Here is a 19,696-nt window from a genome sequence, read left to right on the forward strand (position 1 = left end):
AGAACACTGTCAGGCAGCACCCTTCAGGGCCTGACGGTCCTTGAAGTCCTGTGCCGCGAGCGCAAAGCCGCCATTGGCGCCATCAATGAAATGAAGGTGCCGGCTGTCGGAAATGTCGGAGACGAAGCAGGTCATCAGCGCGCTGTCGCTTTCATGCAGACCGAACACCAGTTCGCCTGAGCGATAGGAGCTCTCCAGATAGGCCTTCAGGGCTTCCAACTGTTGCTCGCTGACATCGAGCACCATGCGAAGGCTGTCGTCCAGCTTTCGGTGATCGGTGTTGCGGCACAGCTCGGCAAAATAGCGTTTGGGTTCAAGCGGGCCGATCCGTATCCCTGTCGTCGCCGCCACGATAACCGCCAGAGATTCCAGGAGAGTACGCAGGCCAAACCGGAGCCGATTTCCAGCCTTTGCGACCAAACGGGTTTCAAGCGAAAGGTTTCGGGGCGGAAAGCGGAAACGCAAACGGCTACGTGTTACATGCTGGGCCGCATCGGCTTCGCTGCCAAAGGGATCGAAGCCGACAATTTTCTGGATCTGCTGCCCGACCCTTGCAAGACCTTCCGCTCCGGGCGGTTGAGGCTGCATGATCAGCGCCACGACGCGTCCCCGTTCCGAAGGCAAGGGTTCCCACCTGCAGGACAGGCCGGAAAGGTCGGGCCGGGGCACGGCGGCGGCCTCGATCACGAACGGGCGGCACAGGGTCTCGTCCTTCAGGATCTGGTCGGCCAGTTCCAGACCACCACCGATGACCATGGCGAGATAATTGCCACGCGACAGTTCGTATTTACGGACGAGTACGTCCTTTCCGGCGCTCCTGAGACGGGCGACCGGGATTGCGGCGCCCCGAAGTTGCAGACCGGTTTCATCGGCGGCGATCTGCTGCAACCCTGACAAGGCCTGACGACCGGCTGCGACGGCGCTTGCCGGGACCATCAGCATGGCACCGTCGCCGCCGAATACGAATGGCACATCATCCTTGCCGACAACATTGAGCACCGCCGATATCACCGCGGCGCCAACGAAATTCACGTCCTTGTAGCGACCGGCCGCAATGGCATCGCGAGAGCGCACGATGTCGGCACAAAGAACGACCCAATCTTCCGGCAACGGCTTGTAGTCGCGCAGGGTTCCGACTTCGGCGAAGTCCGAAAAAGCAGCAAGGTCGCGGTAAAATGCGTCACTGGAAATTGTCATGAGTGCGTCCCGATCATGCCCATGCTTACGAAAAGGCAGGACAAATCGATGACGCCCGGCAGCAATACGCCGTTCACGTTCATGTGTCCGGTGCCGATTACATCCGGAAGATGTCCGTCAAATCCAGCTAAATCCGCCCTGACGCCAGATGAAGACCTTGTCCTGCGGAACGTCGAGCTTGGGAACACGAGCGATCTCCATCCCTTCGAGCAGTCCACGCAGAGCCCGGAAGACACCGCCATGGGCGACGACGATGCTGGGGGAAACGACAGTGATCAGCCATTTCCCGATGCGTTCGGTGAGCATCTCGTAGCTCTCACCTGCGGGAGGGGCGAAACCCCATTTGTCTTCGCGGCGTGCCTGGACCAGATCCGGCGCGGTATCGGCCAGTTCTTCAAGCGTGCTGCCTTCCCAGTGACCGAAGGTAATTTCCTTGAGCTGGTCGTCGAGGCGATATCTTCCGGCATCCAGGCCCATGGCAGAGCGAACAAGCTCCATGGTTCTGCGGGTCCGGCCCAGAGGCGAGGATACGAAATCAAAATCTGCCGCGTCGAGACCTTCTGCTGCCAGGAAGCCGCCGAGCCGCTCGCCATTGCCGCGGGCCTGCCCCTCTCCGGTCGCATTCAGCGGAATGTCCTTTTGCCCCTGCATGCGGCCTTCCGCATTCCAGTCGGTCTGGCCGTGGCGAATGAAGATCAGGAATTCGGGATCATGAAGCTTGGGCAGGGAACGGGTCATTGGCATTCGGTGAGCTTTTGGCAGGACACATGTGGTGCTTGTCGCGGGTGCAGCCAAGACTGAAGCCTAGGCGTCAACAAATGATGACGGCCAGCATGGAGGACAACGGCGCTGCAAAAGAAAAGGCCGGCAGAGCGCCGGCCTTTGAATGGATCAGTCCTTGACCACCGATATGTCCGGCGCATCGACCGCCTTCATGCCGACGATGTTGTAGCCGCAGTCGACATGCTGGATCTCGCCGGTGACACCGCGGCCCATGTCGGAAAGAAGGAACAGGGCGCTGTCGCCAACTTCCTCGATGGTGACCGTGCGGCGCAGCGGAGCGTTGTACTCGTTCCACTTCAGAATGTAGCGGAAGTCGCCGATGCCGGAGGCAGCAAGCGTCTTGATCGGGCCGGCGGAAATCGCGTTTACGCGGATCTGCTTCGGGCCGAGGTCCATGGCGAGGTACTTGACGCTGGCTTCAAGCGCCGCCTTGGCAACACCCATGACGTTGTAGTGCGGCATGACCTTTTCCGCGCCGTAGTAGGTCAGCGTCAGGATGGAGCCGCCGTCGTCCATGAGCTTTTCGGCGCGCTGGGTGACAGCGGTCAGCGAATAGACGGAGATGTCCATGGTGCGGTTGAAGTTGTCGGACGTGGTGTCGACATAACGGCCGGTGAGTTCGTCCTTGTCGGAGAAGGCAACGGCGTGGACAAGGAAATCGATCTTGCCCCACTTGTCTTCCAGCGCCTTGAACACCGCGTCGATGCTGGCGGGATCGGTGACATCGCAGTGGCCGGCAACGAACGCACCCAGCTGATCGGCGAGCGGCTCGACGCGCTTCTTCAAGGCGTCTCCCTGATAGGTCAGGGCCAACTCGGCACCTGCATCGCTCAATGCCTTGGCAATGCCCCAGGCGATAGACCGATTGTTTGCCACGCCCATGATCAGTCCGCGTTTGCCGTTCATCAGTCCACGCGTATCCGCCATCTTCATCTCCAGAAGGATTTCAGTAACCACCCTGCACCGGGCTGGCCTCCTATGGCACAGTGCCCAATTTCCTTCAAGACGCCGGGGACGGTAATGAAGCGTCGACGGGAGCAAATCTTGCCACTATGTTACCGGCCAAAATCACCCCCTTCGAAGACGAGGAAATGCGCTCATGGAGCGAAATCCCCATGCCGACCGCTTTGCCGAAATCATCGGCGCCGCGAATGTCCTGACCGCACCGGAAGACAAGGCCCCCTACCTCCGGGAATGGCGCGATCTCTATCAGGGTGTGACTCCGATGGTGCTTCGCCCGGGGTCGACCGGTGAAGTCAGCGCCGTGATGAAATATGCCTACGACAATGACATCAAGATCATTCCGCAGGGCGGCAACACAGGTCTGGTCGGGGGACAGATTCCCTTGGAAACCGGGGACGAAATCGTTCTCTCGCTCGGCCGGATGAACAAGGTCCGGGCCGTCGATCCGGACGGTTTCACCATCACGGTCGACAGCGGCGTCGTGCTCGAAACGCTCCAGAATGAAGCCGAAAAGGTGGATCGTCTTTTCCCGCTCGCCCTCGGTGCGCAGGGCTCCTGTCAGATCGGCGGCAACATTTCCACCAATGCCGGCGGCACCGCCGTCCTGGCCTATGGCAACACCCGCGACCTGGTTCTCGGCCTCGAAGTGGTCATGCCCAACGGCGACATCTGGAACGGCCTGCGAACCCTTCGCAAGGACAATACCGGTTATGATTTGAAACAATTGTTTATCGGTGGCGAGGGTACCCTGGGGATTATTACGGCCGCTGCGCTGAAGCTTTTCCCCAAGCCGAAGAAGCTGGAAGCGGCTTTCATCGGACTGAGCGATCCGCATGCGGCGCTGAAGCTGTTCTCGGCTGCCAAGGCACAAGCCGGCCCCGTACTGACCGGCTTCGAGATCATGCCGCGCGTCGGGCTCGAGTTCTGCGTCTCCCACCTTCAGGGCGCCCGCGACCCGCTGGAAGGGGAGCACGCCTGGTATGTCCTGATGGAACTGTCGAGCGGCTCGGAAGCCTTCCCGGTGCGCGACCTGATGGAATCGATCCTCGGTGAAGCCTTCGAGGCAGGCCTCGTGGAAGACGCGGCTTTCGCACAGGCGATGCAGCAGGTCGCGGACTTCTGGCACATCCGCCATGGGATGTCGGAAGTGCAGAAGGAAGAAGGCGGCTCGATCAAGCACGACGTTTCCGTGCCGGTCGCACTGATCCCGGACTTTCTCGACAAGGCCATTGCCGCCGTTCAGGACTTCGTTCCGGGCTGCCGCCCTGTGCCCTTCGGCCACCTTGGCGACGGCAACATCCATTTCAACGTCAGCCAGCCGATCGGCGCCGACAAGGAAGAGTACCTTGCGAAGTGGGATGCCATGAACGAGATCGTGCACGGCATCGTCCACGAGTTCGGCGGATCGATCTCCGCTGAGCACGGCATTGGCCGCCTGAAACGCGACCTTCTGAAGGGCGTCAAGAGCGAGCTGGAACTGGATCTGATGCGCCGGATCAAGGACGCCTTCGATCCCAAGGGCCTGCTCAATCCGGACCGCGTCCTCTGAACAGGACGCAAGCACGTGGCAATGAAGGACGGGCGGTCTTGACGAAAGGCCGCCCGTTTTCTATTCCACGTCCCGGGTCGAAGGTCCCTGCCGCTCGCGGGCATGATGCTCTTGGTGAATTCCTTTGCTCCCCGCGCATTCGCACAGGGAGGACTGAACTTCAGCCTTTGCTTTTTGCAGGCCGATGGCAATGCGAGCCCCATCCCGGAACGCCTGCATGACAGCGAAAGGCTCGTTCCATGACTGGTTCCTCACAGCTCCCCTCAATCGAGGATCTGAAAGCGCAGGCCAAACGGCTTCGCTCCGCTCTTTCCGACGCCGACAGCCCTCCTCCCAGCCACGGCCAGTCGCTTGACCTGATCGCGCGCCAATACGGTTTTCGCGACTGGAATACGCTGTTTGCCGCTAAGGGCAACAGAGCCGAAAAGACCCTGTCTCTCGGCGCCAGGGTCAAGGGCACCTACCTGCGCCAGGCTTTCAGCGGGCAGATCATTTCGGCAACTGCCCTTGCTCAGAGCAGAACCAGGGTGACAATCCTGTTCGATGAGCCGGTCGATGTCGTCACCTTCGACAGTTTCTCAGCCTTCAGGCACCGGGTCACGGTGACACTCGATGCGGATGGACGCACAAGCGAGACGACGTCGGATGGGCGGCCGCACATGACCATCGCCTAGGCACCTCGGCGAGAGTGAAAAGCACGCGCTGGTTGCGACGGCAGCCAGCGCGCACATGGCTGCCGAACACAGAACGGCCGTTAACCCTCACAGCGCAAAAAAGCAAATCACCGTCATATCTTACGAGGGATTTCCAACCTTGCCGATTCCTCAAAAGAGTTAACGAAGGCAAGGGCAAATCGTCGCTTTTTTCTGCGGTACGCCCCTCAATCACCTTCATACACACCCGGCTTTGGGTGAAAATACCGCAACGTCATGCGTCATTTGTGACAAGGCATGAGCCGCCATGGCTGGCGCATGCTCGTAAATTGTTCGGATATTTAACTTTTTTTTTGATTTCGTGAAAAAACCTGTTCAATACTTAGAAATCGTAAACAACAATGGTTGACAGGATAAGTTAACGAAAGAGGAGCCAGCACCGGAATTTATATCAAGGCGAAAAACTGACAGGGATAAATCCAAACAACCTTACCCTGTCGGCATTTCATCAAAGGTTGCATCGGGAACCAACAAGACCAATCACGGCAACCTTGCGATGAACCTGCGAATACCATGTGCACGTGGAAAAAGACGGCTTGCGCTCAGGATGGCGCCGGGAACGTCGGTAACTCAAGACTGCGGATAACCGCAAGAACCGGGAGGCTCCCAACGGCGCAGAAGCCGATGCCTCTCAAATAACAACAAGCGGGTGAGTTGGGCCGCTTTCCTTTTCAGGAGGCGAGTATGCAAGTTCAAGGCATCAATGGGACCGATCGCTGGGATCGGGTAAAAACAAAACTCAGAGCCGAACTTGGCGATGACGCGTATTTCAACTGGTTCGGTCGCGTCATTCTCGAGGAAAATACAGGAGATATCGTACGGCTTTCCGTACCGACGCGTTTCCTGAAGAACTGGATCAAGTCACATTACGAAGACCAGCTGGTCGACCTCTGGCAAACAGAATGCGAGGACGTTAGCGGCATTGAGCTGATCGTCCGCGGGGCGTTGCGTCCACGCCACCATTCGACGGCGCAACCCCGCATGCATACCGGCGCCCGTCCCGTTCCCTCCCTCCCGGGGACGGGCCGCGCCGGTTACGTGAACACGCATCTTCCCGAGGCAATCCGGTACCCGCAGGTGCCGATCGCCCTTGGCGATGCGGATGAAAACACGCTGATGGAGTTCCTTCAGGGCGCTCCGGTCAATCCGCGCAACACCTTCGACACATTCGTCGAAGGCGATTCCAACGGGCTTGCTTTCGAGGCAGCGCGCAAGATCGCCGGCGGCCAGGCGTCAGATCTGGACCTGCTCTACATCCACGCATCCGTCGGCTTCGGCAAGACGCACCTCCTGCACGCGGTTGCACGGACCGCGCGCGCAAACGGGCTGACCGTCTCCTACCTGACGGCAGAGTACTTCATGTATCACCTGGTGCCGGCGCTGAAGTCGCGCTCCTTCCCGGCGCTGAAGAAGATGTTGTCGAGGATCGACATCCTCCTGGTCGATGACATGCAGTTCCTGCACGGCAAGCAGGCTCAGGAAGAGTTCTGCGACACGCTGAACATGCTCATGGAACCGGTCCGGCACGTCATCGTGGCTGCGGATCGTCCGCCTCAGGCCCTGGACACGGTCGAAAGCAGGCTGCGCCAGCGTCTGTGCGACGGGGTCGTGGCAAACGTTCAGGCACCTGACTTCGCGCTCCGCAAGGGCATCCTGCTGAGCAGGATCGCGGCGGCACGCAAGGCCATGCCGACCTTCGACATTCCCCGCGAGGTCGTCGACTACATTGCCTGCCACGTGACCGCCTGCGGGCGTGACCTGGAAGGGGCCATCAACCGCCTGTTCGCACATCACCAGCTGACGTCGCAGGCAATCACGCCCTATCTGGCGGACAAGATCCTCAATGATCTGGTGCGCTCCGGTGAAAAGCGCAACATCAAGATCGAGGACATCCAACAGGCTGTTTGCAAGCACTACAACATCAGCAAGAACGACCTGCTGTCGTCGTGCCGGGCCCGCAATCTGGTGCGTCCGAGACAGATCGCCATGTACCTGTCGAAAATCATGACCCCGCGTTCTTTGCCGGAGATCGGCAAACGCTTCGGCGGCCGGGATCACACGACGGTGCTGCATGCGGTTCGCAAGATCGACGCGCAGTCGAAGAAGGACACCGCCCTGGCACAGGAACTGGCGTTGCTGAAGCGCCTGTCACAGGGCTGAGCCACCCCGAACCAGGCTCCGGACGCAATTGACCTCCAGCGTCTGGGGAGCCTAGAGGCGGCGACCGGTCCGGGGGCTGTCAGGCCGGTCACGACGGGCGGAGACACTGTCTTCGCCCGTTTTCCCTTTTTGCCTGCCAGGTTCAGCCTCGTTGGGGCAAAGGCCTCAGGACAGCTTGCGGGCAATGATCATGTGGCCGGGAACCGGCTCACCATCCTCCAGACGCACGGTAATCGGGTCGAGCGACAGGATTGCGAAGCCCTCGGCGCCTAGCACGCGTCTCAAATATGACTCAGATTGGGCAAAGCGTTGCTTGCGGCCGACCATGTAGTCGCGCCCGCTGAGAACATCTTCAGGCAGAGTTTCGGTCGAAAACGCGAAAAAGCCCCTTGGTTCAAGTCGTGCGGCGGCAGCGGTGACCATAGGCTCGATCGCGCCGAGATACGGGAAGACATCCGTTGCTGCAATGAAGTCCCACAGCGGCGTCGACCCGTCTTCTTCCTCGAACTCTTCCAGGAACGAGACTGCCTCACCGACATAGAGATCCTCGTAGACCTCGCGGTCATAGGCCACCTCGACGATCTGCTCCGACAGGTCGACGCCGGTCATGTGGTTAGTGCAGTCCGAAAAGGAAATACCGGTCAGGCCAGTGCCGCAGCCCAGATCGAGAAGCCGGTCGAAAGGACCGAGCCCAAGTTCGCGCACCTTCTCGCGCAACAGGATCGGCACGCAATATCCGAGCTGATCCACCAAAATGTCGTCGAACACGTCGGCGTGCTGGTCGAAAAGCGTTGCCACATAGGCTTCCGGCATGCGTTCGGGCGCAGCTTCGCGGCCCATCGCCGCCAGACGGATGCTGACACCGCCGGGGTCGGACGGATCCAACGCCAAGGCCTTGCGGTATTCGGCCTCCGCTCCATCAAGATCACCGCTTTTTTCCAGCTCCAGGCCCTTCTTGTAGGCCTCGGCCAGGGCGTCCTCGTCGATATCGGTCATGTCTTGCTCGCTGCGCATGTCATGCGCCCTCTTAACCGCCACCGGGCGCCAATGCCAACACCCAGGCGACGGGTTTTACGATTGCGGCCGGAGAAAGATCAGAACAGGTCAAGCTGATCGGTGGACGGCGGAGTTTTCTTCCCGGGCTTGACCGCAGGGAGCGGTTCGCTCTCGCTGGTTTCTACCGTCAGGTCGGCATCGTCATTAGCGACGGAATTGACCCGCCTGGACACCGGGGTCGCCTTGAGGAAGTCCTCCGGCGCAGGACGCAGGAGCTTGGCCGCGTCCCGCACCATGATATTGCCGGTGTCGAGCCATGCGTCGAAATCCTCCGGCATCAGGATCGCAGGCATGCGATTGTGGATGCGGGAGATGGACCGGTTGGCCTCGGTCGTCAGGATCGCGCCGGTGTCCATGTCGCCGCCGTCGGGATCCGACCAGGTCTCCCACAAACCGGCGAAGGCCATGAGCCCGCCATCGGCCGGTGTCATGTAGAAGGGCTGCTTGCCCTCCGGCGTACGGCACCATTCATAGAAACCGGAAGCGGGGATGAGGCAACGGTGATGCTTCATCGGGTTCCGGAATGACGGCTTTGTCGCCGCAGTTTCGGAGCGGGCATTGATCAGCAGGGTAAAGTTGGCCGGATCCTTCACCCAGGAAGGAATCAGCCCCCAGCGGACAAGCGCGAAATGGCGGCCGCCATGTTCATTCCGGACCGTCGCGATGGGCTGTGTCGGGGCAATATTGTAGCGCGGCGGGAAGTTCGGCTGCTCGAGGTAGCGACAGAGCGCCCGAACGTCTTCGGGTGTAGCTTCCAATGTAAAACGACCGCACATCATTTGTTCCTGTCATGAAGTTAGGCAATTGGCAACAAAGACAGTTTAGCTTGACCTTGAATTCATTCTCCGGGGGTAAGATATGGACAGCGGTGATCCAGTTCTAGGCGTCGGGCCGCTCGCCGCCGATAAACTGGAACAAGCCAATATCAACTCGAAGACCGGCCTCGCAACAGACTACCTCAATCATTTCAATGAGGTCGTGATGTTGCTCGAGATGCTGCCGGCAATGCCGGATTGCGCCGCTGACGTTCTCGACTGGGAACCGGCCGACTACGAGACCCATTTCGAGAACTCCACCTTCTCCGAGAAACAGCTTGCCATCCAGGCATTTCATGCAGCGCCCGTCCAGTTACGGACCCATCTTGAGCGCCGCGTCGCGGAAATCGATGCCGCCGTTCTGGAAGCCCAGAACCTTCTGAAGGTAACCCCCGAACCGGCAATGGTTGCCATGCAGATTGCCGACCTTGCGACCAACAAGATCAAGCCACTAATCTCGCTCGCCAGCGGTGTCATTCACGGACACGTCAAACCGGACCTCCAGCTGGAAGGCGACAAGGCCCAGGCCGAAATCGACGCGATGTTCGCTTAGCGCTAAGCTGTCGCGAAAATCACCCGATCAGCACCAACGGCTTGCATGGACATACCCCGCCTTTACCCCCCGATTCCGTTGCTTGGCGTCAGCGTACTGTGCCACCGGCAGGACGAGTTCATTCTCATCCGGCGCAGCAAGCCGCCTTATGAGGGGCACTGGAGCTTGCCGGGCGGCCTCGTCGACGTCGGCGAGCATCTTCATGAGGCCGCCGCCCGCGAACTGATGGAAGAAACCGGCGTGCGGGCCTGCTTCACAACTCCGGCGGAAACATTCGACAGCATTCAGCGAGATCCAGACGGCCGTGTGCGCAGCCACTTCGTTCTTGCCGTGTTTTGCGCCGAATTTGACGGCGGGACACTTCAGGCAGGAGACGATGCGGGCGATGCCCGGTGGATGGGCATGACCGAACTGGACCAGCTCTTGACCACGCCGGGCACTCCGGAACGGATCAGGCGACTGCTGCAAAGGCGCTGACCGGGGATTTCCCCGACTGAGCCCGTTCCCGCTCTTGCGCAGCCCCCCTCCTGATGCGCATGATCCGGCCATGAGCGATTTCTTAACAAGGCGTTACCGCATCCGTTTCGCTGCCCTGCTTGCCGGCACTGCGGCACTCATGGCAGTGACCCTTGTTACGTCCGCCAAGGCTCAGGAATTGCCTGACGCGCCCCCTTACGAAGAGTCGCTCATGCGCCTGTCGGAAGTCCTCGGCGCATTGCATTTCCTGCGCCCGCTTTGCGACCACGCCGATATCCCCAGCTGGCGAGACCAGATGGCGACATTCCTTGATGCCGAGACCGTCGACGAGAACCGGCGACGCCGTTTCATCGAGCGTTTCAACCAGGGACATCGTGGTTTTTCATCGGTTTACCGCACCTGCACAGCGTCGGCCCGTCTCGCAATGGAACAGTATGTGAGCGAGGGCCAGACCCTCATTCGCGACGTCACCAGCCGCTACGGACGATAATCCGCAGAACCCCGGCGTTACTTCTTACCGATTGGTTAACCTTTTTAATCAATTTTGTGGGTGGCCATTAAGTTTGTGTTCACGGTTGGTTATCCGCACGGTTCGCCGTGTTAGGATTTTTATCAAGAGATTCGGAAAGCAACCCAGAGGTGATTCCGGAACGCAGGGTGTCCTGAAATGGCCGTCTTGCGGAAGCTCAAGACCGGTAAGGGAACGAATGACACACGACGACTTCTCAGATGCGGCAATGGAAGCTGAGTTCGCTGAAGACGAGGACATCCGGCGCGCTGCGCTCGGCTTCATTTCCGATGCTTGGGCCGAAGCGATCGCCTGCGGCGTTGACGCCGATGCAGTCGCTCATGCGGCGATGTTCACCGCCCTTGCCGACCTTGTTGCCACATATGGCGAAGATGCAGTTGCGAAGCTGGCCGAAGGTCTGCCGGAACGCATCCAGCGCGGCGATTACACTGTCAACCGTATCCTGCAATAACGACCGGACGGGTTATCCCGCCCCTTCGTTCCCCATCACGTTCTAGTTCAGGATTGCCAGGGCCAGGTCTGCAAAGACAAGTAGGCCGAAGAGGACCAAAAGAGTTCCGGCAATACGGTTTGCCTTTTCCAGCCAGCGATCGTCCAGCCGTGCACTGAAACGGCTGACCAGCGACGAGATAAGCGCCCACCACGCCGTTGCCCCAAGGGCGACGCCCGCGACCATGGCAGCGGCTCCGAAATGATCTGCTGCGGCCGGACGCCACGACCCAAGCCCGCCAATGATCGCGATGAAACCGAGCACCGCGCCAGGATTGGTGAGCGTGAGGAAGAACGCGCCCGTGGCATCGCTCCACAAGTCAGCGGCGCTTGTCTCCTTTTCCAGGTGCGGGTGCGAGGTGAATACCCTTGCCCCGAACACGACGAGAAGCGCCCCGCCGAGCAGCTTGATGATGTCGACCTGGCCCTCGATGAAACCTGTCACGACCGAGACGCCGAATATGGCGACAGTGGCATAGATCACGTCGGCAATCACCGCACCGAACCCGACCAAGAGCCCCTCGCGGGCTCCACGCTGGATGGCATGGCGCATGGCCATGACGTTCACCGGGCCGACCGGTGCACTTGTGATGATGCCTATGACCATCCCAAGCAGCAGGAACTGAAACAAACTCACGCCGTGAAAATCCTCAAGCTGGCCGGAATGTCCAAGGGACACATGAAAAGGTGCAGGCTTCGCGAATACTGGTCACGCGCCGCCGACATGCTCTGGAGCCTGTGGCCAACGGGCTGTCTTGCGTATATTCAAGACCTGCCGATTCCGGCAAGAAGGGAAACAGCTTATGTCCAGACGATTGCTTGCGCTCATTGCCATGACCTGCCTTGCGGGAGTGCCTGCAATGGCGAAGACAGTTCGCACGGACACAATCCTGATCACGCCAATGGAAGCCCCGGCAAGTGGCGGTATTTCGGCAGATGAAATGCTGCAGCCGGGCCCGGACCCCTTGTCTGAGGGCGAAGCGGGAGAAGAAACGGCACCGAGGGAAACCGAGACTGCTGTGGCCGAGAACCTTCCGGTTCCCGACGTTCTTTACGACGCGGGCCTGCTGCCGCCACCCGTCGCCCGCATGCGCGCACAGCTTCGCGATGCTGCCCTTTCCGGCGAGGTCGAACGCCTGCGTATGGTGTTCGAGGCCAACGAGGTACCGCCGACCCTTTCTCTCACGGAAATCGGCGACCCTATCGAATTCCTGAAGGAAAGCTCCGGCGACGAGCACGGCCTCGAAATCCTTGCCATCCTTGCCGACACGCTGGACGCGGGTTTCATTCACACCGATGTCGGCACCGCGCAGGAAATGTATATCTGGCCCTATTTCGCCCGCTATCCGTTCTCGGAACTGAGCAAGGAACAGAAGGTCGAGATGTACCGGATCGTCACTGCTGCGGACTTTGCCGAGATGGAGGCTTTCGGCACCTGGCTGTTCTACCGGGTCGGTATCGGCAAGGACGGCACGCTGCACTATTTCGTCGCGGGCGAATAGAGCCCCTGGCCTTGCGGGCCTACTTCCGCATAGACGGCATAGCCGCGGTAAAGCGGGGTCAGGGAAAGGACCCGGTTGCGATCTGCGGCAAGGCTGGCAAGCCGGTCGCCAAGGTCCTGGCGCGGCGTCACATGGAATTGACGCAACCAGGCATGCAACAGGCCCCTGAACGCTGAGGGAAGCCGATCCTGCTGGCCGAAGTCGACGACCGACAAGCGCCCGCCGGCTGCAAGGCGCGACGCGCCCGCCTCCAGCGCCTCGCGCCACACCGGGATCATCGACAGGGTGTAGGAATAGAACACGCGGTCGAACGCCCGAACTCCGAAGACATCGGCCGCCCCAGGATCAGACGCATCGCCCTTTGCCAGCAGGATGCGACCGGAGAGCCCCGCACGCGCGATATTGGCCCGCGCGGTTTCCAGCATGTGGCTTGAAATATCGACACCGTAAAAACGGGCGGACGGGTAACGCCGTGCAGCAGCGATAAGATTGCGCCCGGTGCCGCAACCGAGTTCCAGGACATGCGCGTCCTGTCCCGGCGCAAGCCTGTCGACGAGCAGGTCCCGCCCGAGCAGGTAATACTTGCGGGTCACATCGTAGATGTGACGCTGGTTCCGGTACACGGCGTCCATCAGCCGTGCGGTCTCCGTGCTCGCAGACATGGGCCTATCCGCGCTTCACATAAAGATGGAAGCCGCCGTAGATGGACGAGCGGTCCTTGCGTCCAAGACGGAGGCTTTCTTCCGCCTCGTAGGTCCAGTGATCGAGCGTCTCGTCGCGGACCCGGCCGGGAAGAAGCGTCGGTTCGGCAGCCGTGCGGAAGATCACGCGGGCACCCGGCCGCGCCGTTCTAGTGATCTCGGACCACAGGGCGTTGAGCTGGACATCCGTCATCCAGTCCTGCGCATCCAGCAGCACGTAGGCATCAAGGCTCTCGTCGGCTTCACCTTCCAGATGCTCGGTGAAATTCCGGTTGAGCACCCGAACCCGGCCGGCACGCTCCTTGATCGCCTGGAAGTGCTCGCGCTTCAGGTAGGGCGGCAACGGTCCGGCCTCCCCAGTCCCCTCTGCGGCTCCGGTTCCGGCTCCCGGGGCATATCCCCGGCTGAAGGCCTGCCAGGCGAAGTAGTTGTCATTGATCGAGAAATCACAGGCCAGCTTCTCAAGCCGCTGGCGCAGCACTGCGGACATGTCGCCCTCGGCATTGCCCGAAACGAGAGCCTCATACTGTGCCGGAGGGATACCCAGGCCGTAGAGAGACATCTTCTTCGAGGTCGCCCAGCGTACCAGACGCTTGTCGAACAGCGGCGCGAGAGCCGTCTCGAAGAAGCTGCGCTGTTCGTCGAGGGAACGCGCACGAACCATGTGCTTCGGGTCGATGCCGTAGAGGCGTGCCACAAAATGGCCAAGGCCAATGCAGTATCCGAGCAGACCATGGTGATAGAGATCTCGCGAAAACAACGTGATCCGCTTACGGCCCCAGCCGGCAAGATCCCGGCCTTCCCAGTATGCCCGGCTTTCCGGATCAAGCGCATCGCGCAGGAACCGCTCGTAGGCGGCAATGTTTGCCTTTTCATCAGCCGCGCCGAAGAAACGGTAGAAGACGTCATAGGTCGGCAGGCGCTTTGCGGCCAGAAGCTTCAGCCGGCCGAGCGCCACATGGGCACGGTTCAGATCAACGGCGGTGATCTCCGCCGGATCCGCCGTCAGGTAGGACATGACGTTGCAGCCTCCCGAGGCGATCGTGACCATGCGGCTGTCACCCGTGAGTTTGAGCGCTTCCATGTCGACATCCGGATCTTCCCAGATCTGCGGATAGACCAGTCCCTTGAATGCGAATGTGAACAGGCGCTCCAGGAAGCCCTCGCGCGAGGTCGCGCTGGAGCGATGCACTGCCTTTTTCAAACGGGTCTTGGAAGCATTCAGTGTCTTGGACGGCATGGGCCTCTCCCGAATCTCACCCGCCACGTGGCGTTCGGCTCGAGATATGAGACTTGCGCGACAGTTTGGTGACGAAGCGTCAATCGCCCCGCCGGTTTCGCAACGAAAAAGCCCCCGCCTGCTGGCGGGGGCTTCGTTGATCAGATTGTCCGGTTCAGCGCGTCACGACGACGAAGTCTGTTCCCAGCCCCGTGTTCCGGGTGAAGCTCCGGTCGGTGATGATCAGGGAAGTTCCCGGCGTCAGCATTGCGGAAAGGTCCTTGCGCACGTCATCGGACATGACCAGGCGGTCGAGCGCCTCGCGCGGGGTGCCGTCTTCATCGCCCTCGGCGGCAACTGCCATCCAGTCGACCTTGCCGGCACCTTCCTCAAAGCCCAACGCCGTGAAGACATGGGTACCGATCGGTCGGTCTTCACCGGCAAGCGTCACAGGCGCCTCGTAAATGTCCTTGAACTTGCGGCGAATGCGAAGCGTTGCGTTCTGCGGCTTCTCGTAACCAGCTGCCGCGTGGATCTCGCGGACCAGCCCGTCCGTTACCTTGCCCGTAACCGGCAGGTCGGTGCCCTCCTGGAACAGTGCGATCGCCGCGCGGGTCTTCCTGCCGATGACGCCATCGACGGGACCTGCATCAAAACCCATCTGGTTCAACAGGCGTTGCAGGGTGCGAAATGCGTTCTCCGGCTCATTCGGTGTGACGATCATGCGCAGCGGCTGCTCGAATGCCGGGTTCGGCTCGGGCAGAAGACCTGCCTCCGGCCGGATGGAGCCCGTTACATCGCCTTCAGAGGTCAAAGACCCGCGCAGGGCGTTGTCGCCCGCGATCGTTTCGGAGGACAGGCTGGCCACCTTTCGCGTGAAGGAGACCGGCTGTGGCAGCGCATCGTGACGAATAAGCTGCGGGATCTCGGCGGCGCGGGTCACCACCACGTGCATGCCCCGATCCGTGATACCGAACAGGTTCTTGGCAAAATCATGCGGCAGGCGAATGCAGCCGTGGGATGCCGGATAGCCCGGAAGTTTGCCCTGATGGAGCGCAATTCCCGACCAGGTCAGGCGCTGCATGAAAGGCATCGGTGCATTGTTGTAAAGATTGGAGAAGTGGCGGCGGCGCTTTTCGAGGATCGAGAAGACACCGGTAGGTGTGCTGTTTCCACGCTTGCCGGAGGAAATGGGTGACGTCGTCACAAGTTCGGTACCACGGAAGACGCTGATCTTCTGCTCGTCCAGCGAGACAAGCATCTGCAGCGGCGCTTCCTTTACCGGCGGCAAGCTCTCTGCCTGCTGGTTGTCACGGGCGACGGCAAAGTCGGCCGAAACGGAGAGAATGGACAGCGCCATGCATGCGGCCGCAATGGACCTGCCTGCAGTCGCTCGCGACGACGACCCGGAAACGGTCGTGAAATCCGTGTTTCTAAAAATGCTGGTAGCCATGGTGAGCCCCTTACGCAAAACCAATAAAAGCCCAAACAGTGTCTTAAAGCGAACCCGTATATTTTACGTTATTGAACAAGGTTACCGAAAGCTTTGAGCCAAGCAGGCCCATATTTAGCGACCATAGCCGATCCGGTCTGTGTTCGGCATCACAGTTTCATGAATGGCCGGAACAGGCCTGATCAAGGTCTGTGGTCAGTCCTTGAGGTCGAGCATCGCCTCAATGGTCGCTGCCGCGGAACGGGCATCGGTATCGGAGTCGCGGACCAACTGGTCGAAATGATCGGTCAAGGCGCGGATCTGGTGACTTTCGCGAAATACCATGTAATGGCCACCGATATAGATGACCGCGAGCAAGGGCCCGAAAATGGTCAGCGGCGACGAAAACACGACCTTGGTGTCGTAGAGATATAGCCGGAGCGAGGGATAGAGATCCCGACAGGCCTTGGCCATATGCAGGATCTGCTCTTCGCAGGCCTCCCTCGGCAGGCCCCGCCAATAGCCCTCGCCGCGTGCGAGAGACTCCACCAGCTCGCGCGAGCAGCAGATCTCGTAATCCGAACCGGGCCTTCGCAACCAATTGGCCTTCTCACGCATCGATGAGATCGCCTGATCGGGCGTCTTGTCCCGGAAGGCAGCGTATTCGAATTCGAAAACAGCGTCTGTCTTCAGGATGTCGGGAAGGCTCGCGGGGACGTGCCTGATCTTGTAACCGGCGGCCTCGCGATGCCATTCATCGATCTTGGTATCGGCGAAAGTGCGTTCCGCCTCGGTGACGCGGAAGGAGGATTCGAGAAGATCCGCCGCGGTCTCGCTGCGCTCCGACAGGCCGAGAAGCCAATCCGAACTGACGCTCAGAGCCTCTGCGCAGGCAGCTGCCAGGTGCGCATTCGGCAGGCGCGCTTCCCCGTCGGACAAAAGCTGCGCAATTGTCGACCTGTCCACGCCGCAGGCACGTGCCATTGCCGATCGGCTCAGGGAGCGACTCGTCATCGCTTCCGTCAGGCGGGATCGAAAAACGTCGGCACGGTCTCGTTTGTCCATTTGATGATTTTTGTCATCATTGCTTATTTAAATCAACATCCATGACTTTATGGCGCGCAAATCCAGAATTCCCGCAGATGCTCTCCTTGCAGTATCAGAGGCAGAACCTGTTGAAAGCAATGGACAAACAACCCGTGGACAGCACGCCCCGCACTCTCGCAAAATCCCTGAGCTGGCAACTTACCGGCATTGTAACCGTGACAGCGCTCAGCTATCCGCACACTGGATCCCTGATCGGAGCCCTGTCGCTTGCGCTCAGCGCTTCCCTTACCGGCTTCGTCTGCTTCTTTCTGCACGAAAAGGTCTGGAACCGGGTGCGTTGGGGGCGGCAGGGCTGAAGGCGGGCTGGCAGCAGAGGAAGAGGCCCGCGGCCTCTTCCAGGTTCACGAAAGGTCAGACCCAGAAGATCAAACCCCGAAGGTCACCCGACCGTCATCATCGATCGACCAGGCCGGATTCCAGGCAATTTCCCACGCATGGCCGTCCGGATCCTCGACATAGCCTCTGAAGCCCCCGTGAAGAGGTGCATCCGCCGTCCTGAGAAGGCGACCGCCAGCCCTGATCAGGTCTTCCATCAGCGGGACAACCATCTCCTTGTCAGCCACGTTGTGCGCCAGCGCATAGGCGCCGGGTGAGTTGCCGGGCGTCCGGCTCATGTCTTCGGCCAGGGCGTCTTTGAGAAAGGTGCCGAGAACAAGCCCGTTCATTTGGTAGAAGGCGATCTCGTCGTTTTCGAAAACCGCCTGCCAGCCGAAGCCCGTCTGGTAGAACCGCTTCGAACGCGCAAGATCGGCAATGCCGAGTGTGATGACAGAGATTTGCTGTTTCATTCCCAAACCTTTCATGTTCGCCGGCACAGATGTGTGACGGCGTTGAAGGTCAGGGGACTCAAGGACTTGCCGGAACGGCCGAGACCGGGGTCAGGACCCACGCTTGCGGGGGGCGGGCTAACCGCACCGCCCTTTCCTTTTTAGACCCGGCCACAATGCCCCAGCCGGACCGCGTAAGCAAGGTCAACCGCGCGGCAGACCGTCCTGGAAGAGGACCGTCTCGCCTCTCGAAGGCGCCGTCAGCTCGGCTTCCCACATAACCTTTTGGCCGCGCACGATTGTGCCGACGGGCCAGCCGGTGACTTCCTTGCCATCGTAGGGTGTCCATCCGCACTTGGAGGCAATCCACTCGTTGCGGATGGTTTCCTTGCGCTTCATGTCGACAATGGTGAAGTCGGCGTCATATCCGGCAGCAATACGTCCCTTGCGAGCCGTCTGGAACAGGCGTGCCGGACCGGCTGAGGTCATGTCGACAAAACGGGCCAGCGACAGGCGGCCTGCGTTGACGTGGTCGAGCATGATCGGAACCAGCGTCTGGACGCCTGTCATACCGGACGGAGACGCCGGATAGGGCTTCTGCTTCTCTTCCAGGAGGTGCGGCGCATGATCGGACCCGAAGATATCCAGAATGCCCTGTTCCAGACCCCACCAAAGGCGTTCGGAATGACGGGCCTCGCGCACCGGCGGGTTCATCTGCACCAGTGTGCCCAGACGCTCATAGGCCTCGGCGGTCAGCGTCAGGTGATGCGGGGTTACCTCGATGGAGGCGACATCCTTGTGGTCGATGAGGAAGTCGACTTCCTCGGCCGTCGACAGGTGCAGGATGTGGATCTTGGCACCGACTTCGCGGGCGATGCCGACAAGGCGCCGGGTGCACTGGAGAGCGGCGATCTCGTCGCGCCAGACCGGATGGGAGCGCGGATCGTTCTCGATGCGCTCTCCCTGCCGTTCGCGCAGTCGGAACTCGTCCTCGGAATGGAACGCAGCGCGGCGGCGCGTGGTCGACAGGATATCGCGAACACCCTGGTCGTCTTCCACGAGCAGATCACCGGTGGAGGAACCCATGAAGACCTTGATGCCGGCGGCGCCCGGAAGGCGCTCCAGCTCCGGAATGTCCCTGACGTTGTCGCGGGTACCACCGACCCAGAAGGCAAAGTCGCAGTGCATGCGATGATGACCGCGACTGACCTTGTCGGCGAGTGTTTCCGCAGTGGTCGTCAGCGGGTTGGTGTTCGGCATTTCGAAGACTGCCGTCACGCCGCCCATGACAGCAGCGCGCGAGCCAGATTCGAGGTCTTCCTTGTGGTCGAGCCCAGGCTCGCGGAAATGCACCTGGGTGTCCATGACGCCAGGCAGGATGTGCAAGCCCGTGCAGTCAATGGTCTCACCGGCCTGCGCACTGTCAAAGGAGCCGAGTTCGACGATCCGGCCGCCGCGAATGGCGACATCCCGCAGGCCCTCACCGTCCTGATTGACAACGGTTCCACCCTTCAGGATCACATCAAAGGTCTGGCTCAAGGCATCGCTCCCGCTTGTCACACATATTCGTTGTCGGGCTTATACGCGGATGACCGGCGAAGGGCCAGACTTGCGTGCGGTCTTCCTGGACTTCCTGATGTTGGTGCCCTTGCCTGCCCTGCCAAAGCCGCCTATGTCGCAGGAG

21 protein-coding genes are annotated in these 19,696 nt (G+C 60.4%); 9 read left to right on the forward strand and 12 right to left on the reverse strand.

The window, feature by feature from the left end:
• Positions 1 to 9: 9 nt before the first annotated feature.
• The 3 genes from ACN0SY_RS05720 to fabI form a co-directional block, all read right to left on the reverse strand.
• The gene (locus ACN0SY_RS05720) at positions 10 to 1,197 is read right to left on the reverse strand and encodes a DUF3095 domain-containing protein (RefSeq protein WP_417685244.1); all 1,188 of its coding nucleotides are present in this window, start codon (positions 1,195 to 1,197) and stop codon (positions 10 to 12) included.
• A gap of 117 nt (positions 1,198 to 1,314) precedes the next feature.
• Positions 1,315 to 1,935: a histidine phosphatase family protein gene (locus tag ACN0SY_RS05725; protein ID WP_417685245.1), complete on the reverse strand. Its 621-nt coding sequence runs from the start codon at positions 1,933 to 1,935 to the stop codon at positions 1,315 to 1,317.
• Positions 1,936 to 2,088: 153 nt separating this feature from the next.
• Positions 2,089 to 2,907 carry an enoyl-ACP reductase FabI gene (gene fabI, locus ACN0SY_RS05730; RefSeq protein WP_417685247.1) on the reverse strand — a complete coding sequence of 273 codons (819 nt, stop codon included), beginning with the start codon at positions 2,905 to 2,907 and terminating at the stop codon, positions 2,089 to 2,091.
• Positions 2,908 to 3,079: 172 nt separating this feature from the next.
• Between fabI and ACN0SY_RS05735 the strand changes: the two genes are divergently transcribed.
• The 3 genes from ACN0SY_RS05735 to dnaA all read left to right on the forward strand — a co-directional run bounded on the left by ACN0SY_RS05735 (position 3,080) and on the right by dnaA (position 7,365).
• The gene (locus ACN0SY_RS05735; RefSeq protein WP_417685249.1) at positions 3,080 to 4,492 is read left to right on the forward strand and encodes an FAD-binding oxidoreductase; all 1,413 of its coding nucleotides are present in this window, start codon (positions 3,080 to 3,082) and stop codon (positions 4,490 to 4,492) included.
• Positions 4,493 to 4,731: 239 nt separating this feature from the next.
• On the forward strand, positions 4,732 to 5,166 hold the full coding sequence (locus tag ACN0SY_RS05740; protein ID WP_417685251.1) for a glyoxalase superfamily protein: 435 nt from the start codon (positions 4,732 to 4,734) through the stop codon (positions 5,164 to 5,166).
• 723 nt (positions 5,167 to 5,889) lie between these two features.
• Positions 5,890 to 7,365, forward strand: a complete 1,476-nt coding sequence (gene dnaA / locus ACN0SY_RS05745) for a chromosomal replication initiator protein DnaA (RefSeq protein ID WP_417685253.1) — start codon at positions 5,890 to 5,892, stop codon at positions 7,363 to 7,365.
• A gap of 165 nt (positions 7,366 to 7,530) precedes the next feature.
• Here dnaA and ACN0SY_RS05750 read toward each other — a convergent pair whose 3' ends face one another.
• The gene (locus ACN0SY_RS05750) at positions 7,531 to 8,379 is read right to left on the reverse strand and encodes a methyltransferase domain-containing protein (protein WP_417685255.1); all 849 of its coding nucleotides are present in this window, start codon (positions 8,377 to 8,379) and stop codon (positions 7,531 to 7,533) included.
• 80 nt (positions 8,380 to 8,459) lie between these two features.
• Positions 8,460 to 9,197: an SOS response-associated peptidase gene (locus ACN0SY_RS05755; protein WP_417685257.1), complete on the reverse strand. Its 738-nt coding sequence runs from the start codon at positions 9,195 to 9,197 to the stop codon at positions 8,460 to 8,462.
• An 82-nt stretch (positions 9,198 to 9,279) separates the two neighbouring features.
• Between ACN0SY_RS05755 and ACN0SY_RS05760 the strand changes: the two genes are divergently transcribed.
• The 4 genes from ACN0SY_RS05760 to ACN0SY_RS05775 all read left to right on the forward strand — a co-directional run bounded on the left by ACN0SY_RS05760 (position 9,280) and on the right by ACN0SY_RS05775 (position 11,246).
• On the forward strand, positions 9,280 to 9,789 hold the full coding sequence (locus ACN0SY_RS05760) for a hypothetical protein (RefSeq protein ID WP_417685259.1): 510 nt from the start codon (positions 9,280 to 9,282) through the stop codon (positions 9,787 to 9,789).
• A 45-nt stretch (positions 9,790 to 9,834) separates the two neighbouring features.
• Positions 9,835 to 10,266: an NUDIX hydrolase gene (locus tag ACN0SY_RS05765; protein WP_417685260.1), complete on the forward strand. Its 432-nt coding sequence runs from the start codon at positions 9,835 to 9,837 to the stop codon at positions 10,264 to 10,266.
• Between the two features lie 70 nt (positions 10,267 to 10,336).
• Positions 10,337 to 10,756: a TIGR02301 family protein gene (locus tag ACN0SY_RS05770; protein ID WP_417685262.1), complete on the forward strand. Its 420-nt coding sequence runs from the start codon at positions 10,337 to 10,339 to the stop codon at positions 10,754 to 10,756.
• A 217-nt stretch (positions 10,757 to 10,973) separates the two neighbouring features.
• On the forward strand, positions 10,974 to 11,246 hold the full coding sequence (locus ACN0SY_RS05775; protein WP_417685264.1) for a hypothetical protein: 273 nt from the start codon (positions 10,974 to 10,976) through the stop codon (positions 11,244 to 11,246).
• Between the two features lie 42 nt (positions 11,247 to 11,288).
• Here the strand turns inward: ACN0SY_RS05775 and ACN0SY_RS05780 are convergent, their stop codons facing one another.
• A complete protein-coding gene (locus ACN0SY_RS05780; RefSeq protein ID WP_417685266.1) occupies positions 11,289 to 11,921 on the reverse strand; it encodes a LysE family translocator in 633 nt (210 codons plus the stop codon).
• Between the two features lie 166 nt (positions 11,922 to 12,087).
• On the opposite strand from ACN0SY_RS05780, the gene ACN0SY_RS05785 reads away from it, so the two are divergent.
• The gene (locus ACN0SY_RS05785; protein ID WP_417685267.1) at positions 12,088 to 12,786 is read left to right on the forward strand and encodes a hypothetical protein; all 699 of its coding nucleotides are present in this window, start codon (positions 12,088 to 12,090) and stop codon (positions 12,784 to 12,786) included.
• On the opposite strand, the gene ACN0SY_RS05790 is transcribed toward ACN0SY_RS05785, so the two are convergent.
• From ACN0SY_RS05790 to ACN0SY_RS05805, 4 genes are all read right to left on the reverse strand, one after another.
• Positions 12,765 to 13,448 carry a class I SAM-dependent methyltransferase gene (locus tag ACN0SY_RS05790; RefSeq protein ID WP_417685268.1) on the reverse strand — a complete coding sequence of 228 codons (684 nt, stop codon included), beginning with the start codon at positions 13,446 to 13,448 and terminating at the stop codon, positions 12,765 to 12,767. The two genes, ACN0SY_RS05785 and ACN0SY_RS05790, sit on opposite strands and share 22 nt — an antisense overlap.
• Before the next feature lie 4 nt (positions 13,449 to 13,452).
• Positions 13,453 to 14,727: a DUF3419 family protein gene (locus ACN0SY_RS05795; RefSeq protein WP_417685270.1), complete on the reverse strand. Its 1,275-nt coding sequence runs from the start codon at positions 14,725 to 14,727 to the stop codon at positions 13,453 to 13,455.
• Between the two features lie 154 nt (positions 14,728 to 14,881).
• Entirely contained in the window at positions 14,882 to 16,159 is a 1,278-nt protein-coding gene (locus ACN0SY_RS05800) for a L,D-transpeptidase (protein WP_417685272.1), read from the reverse strand.
• Between the two features lie 195 nt (positions 16,160 to 16,354).
• On the reverse strand, positions 16,355 to 17,152 hold the full coding sequence (locus ACN0SY_RS05805) for a helix-turn-helix domain-containing protein (protein WP_417685274.1): 798 nt from the start codon (positions 17,150 to 17,152) through the stop codon (positions 16,355 to 16,357).
• A gap of 185 nt (positions 17,153 to 17,337) precedes the next feature.
• On the opposite strand from ACN0SY_RS05805, the gene ACN0SY_RS05810 reads away from it, so the two are divergent.
• Complete coding sequence (locus ACN0SY_RS05810) at positions 17,338 to 17,541, forward strand: DUF2061 domain-containing protein (RefSeq protein WP_417685276.1); 204 nt, start codon at positions 17,338 to 17,340, stop codon at positions 17,539 to 17,541.
• A 69-nt stretch (positions 17,542 to 17,610) separates the two neighbouring features.
• Here ACN0SY_RS05810 and ACN0SY_RS05815 read toward each other — a convergent pair whose 3' ends face one another.
• Both ACN0SY_RS05815 and ACN0SY_RS05820 read right to left on the reverse strand, forming a co-directional pair.
• Positions 17,611 to 18,033: a VOC family protein gene (locus ACN0SY_RS05815; RefSeq protein ID WP_417685278.1), complete on the reverse strand. Its 423-nt coding sequence runs from the start codon at positions 18,031 to 18,033 to the stop codon at positions 17,611 to 17,613.
• A gap of 183 nt (positions 18,034 to 18,216) precedes the next feature.
• Positions 18,217 to 19,551: a dihydroorotase gene (locus tag ACN0SY_RS05820; protein WP_417685280.1), complete on the reverse strand. Its 1,335-nt coding sequence runs from the start codon at positions 19,549 to 19,551 to the stop codon at positions 18,217 to 18,219.
• Between the last annotated feature and the right edge of the window lie 145 nt (positions 19,552 to 19,696).

The organism is Roseibium sp., from assembly GCF_048261595.1.
GTDB lineage: Bacteria > Pseudomonadota > Alphaproteobacteria > Rhizobiales > Stappiaceae > Roseibium.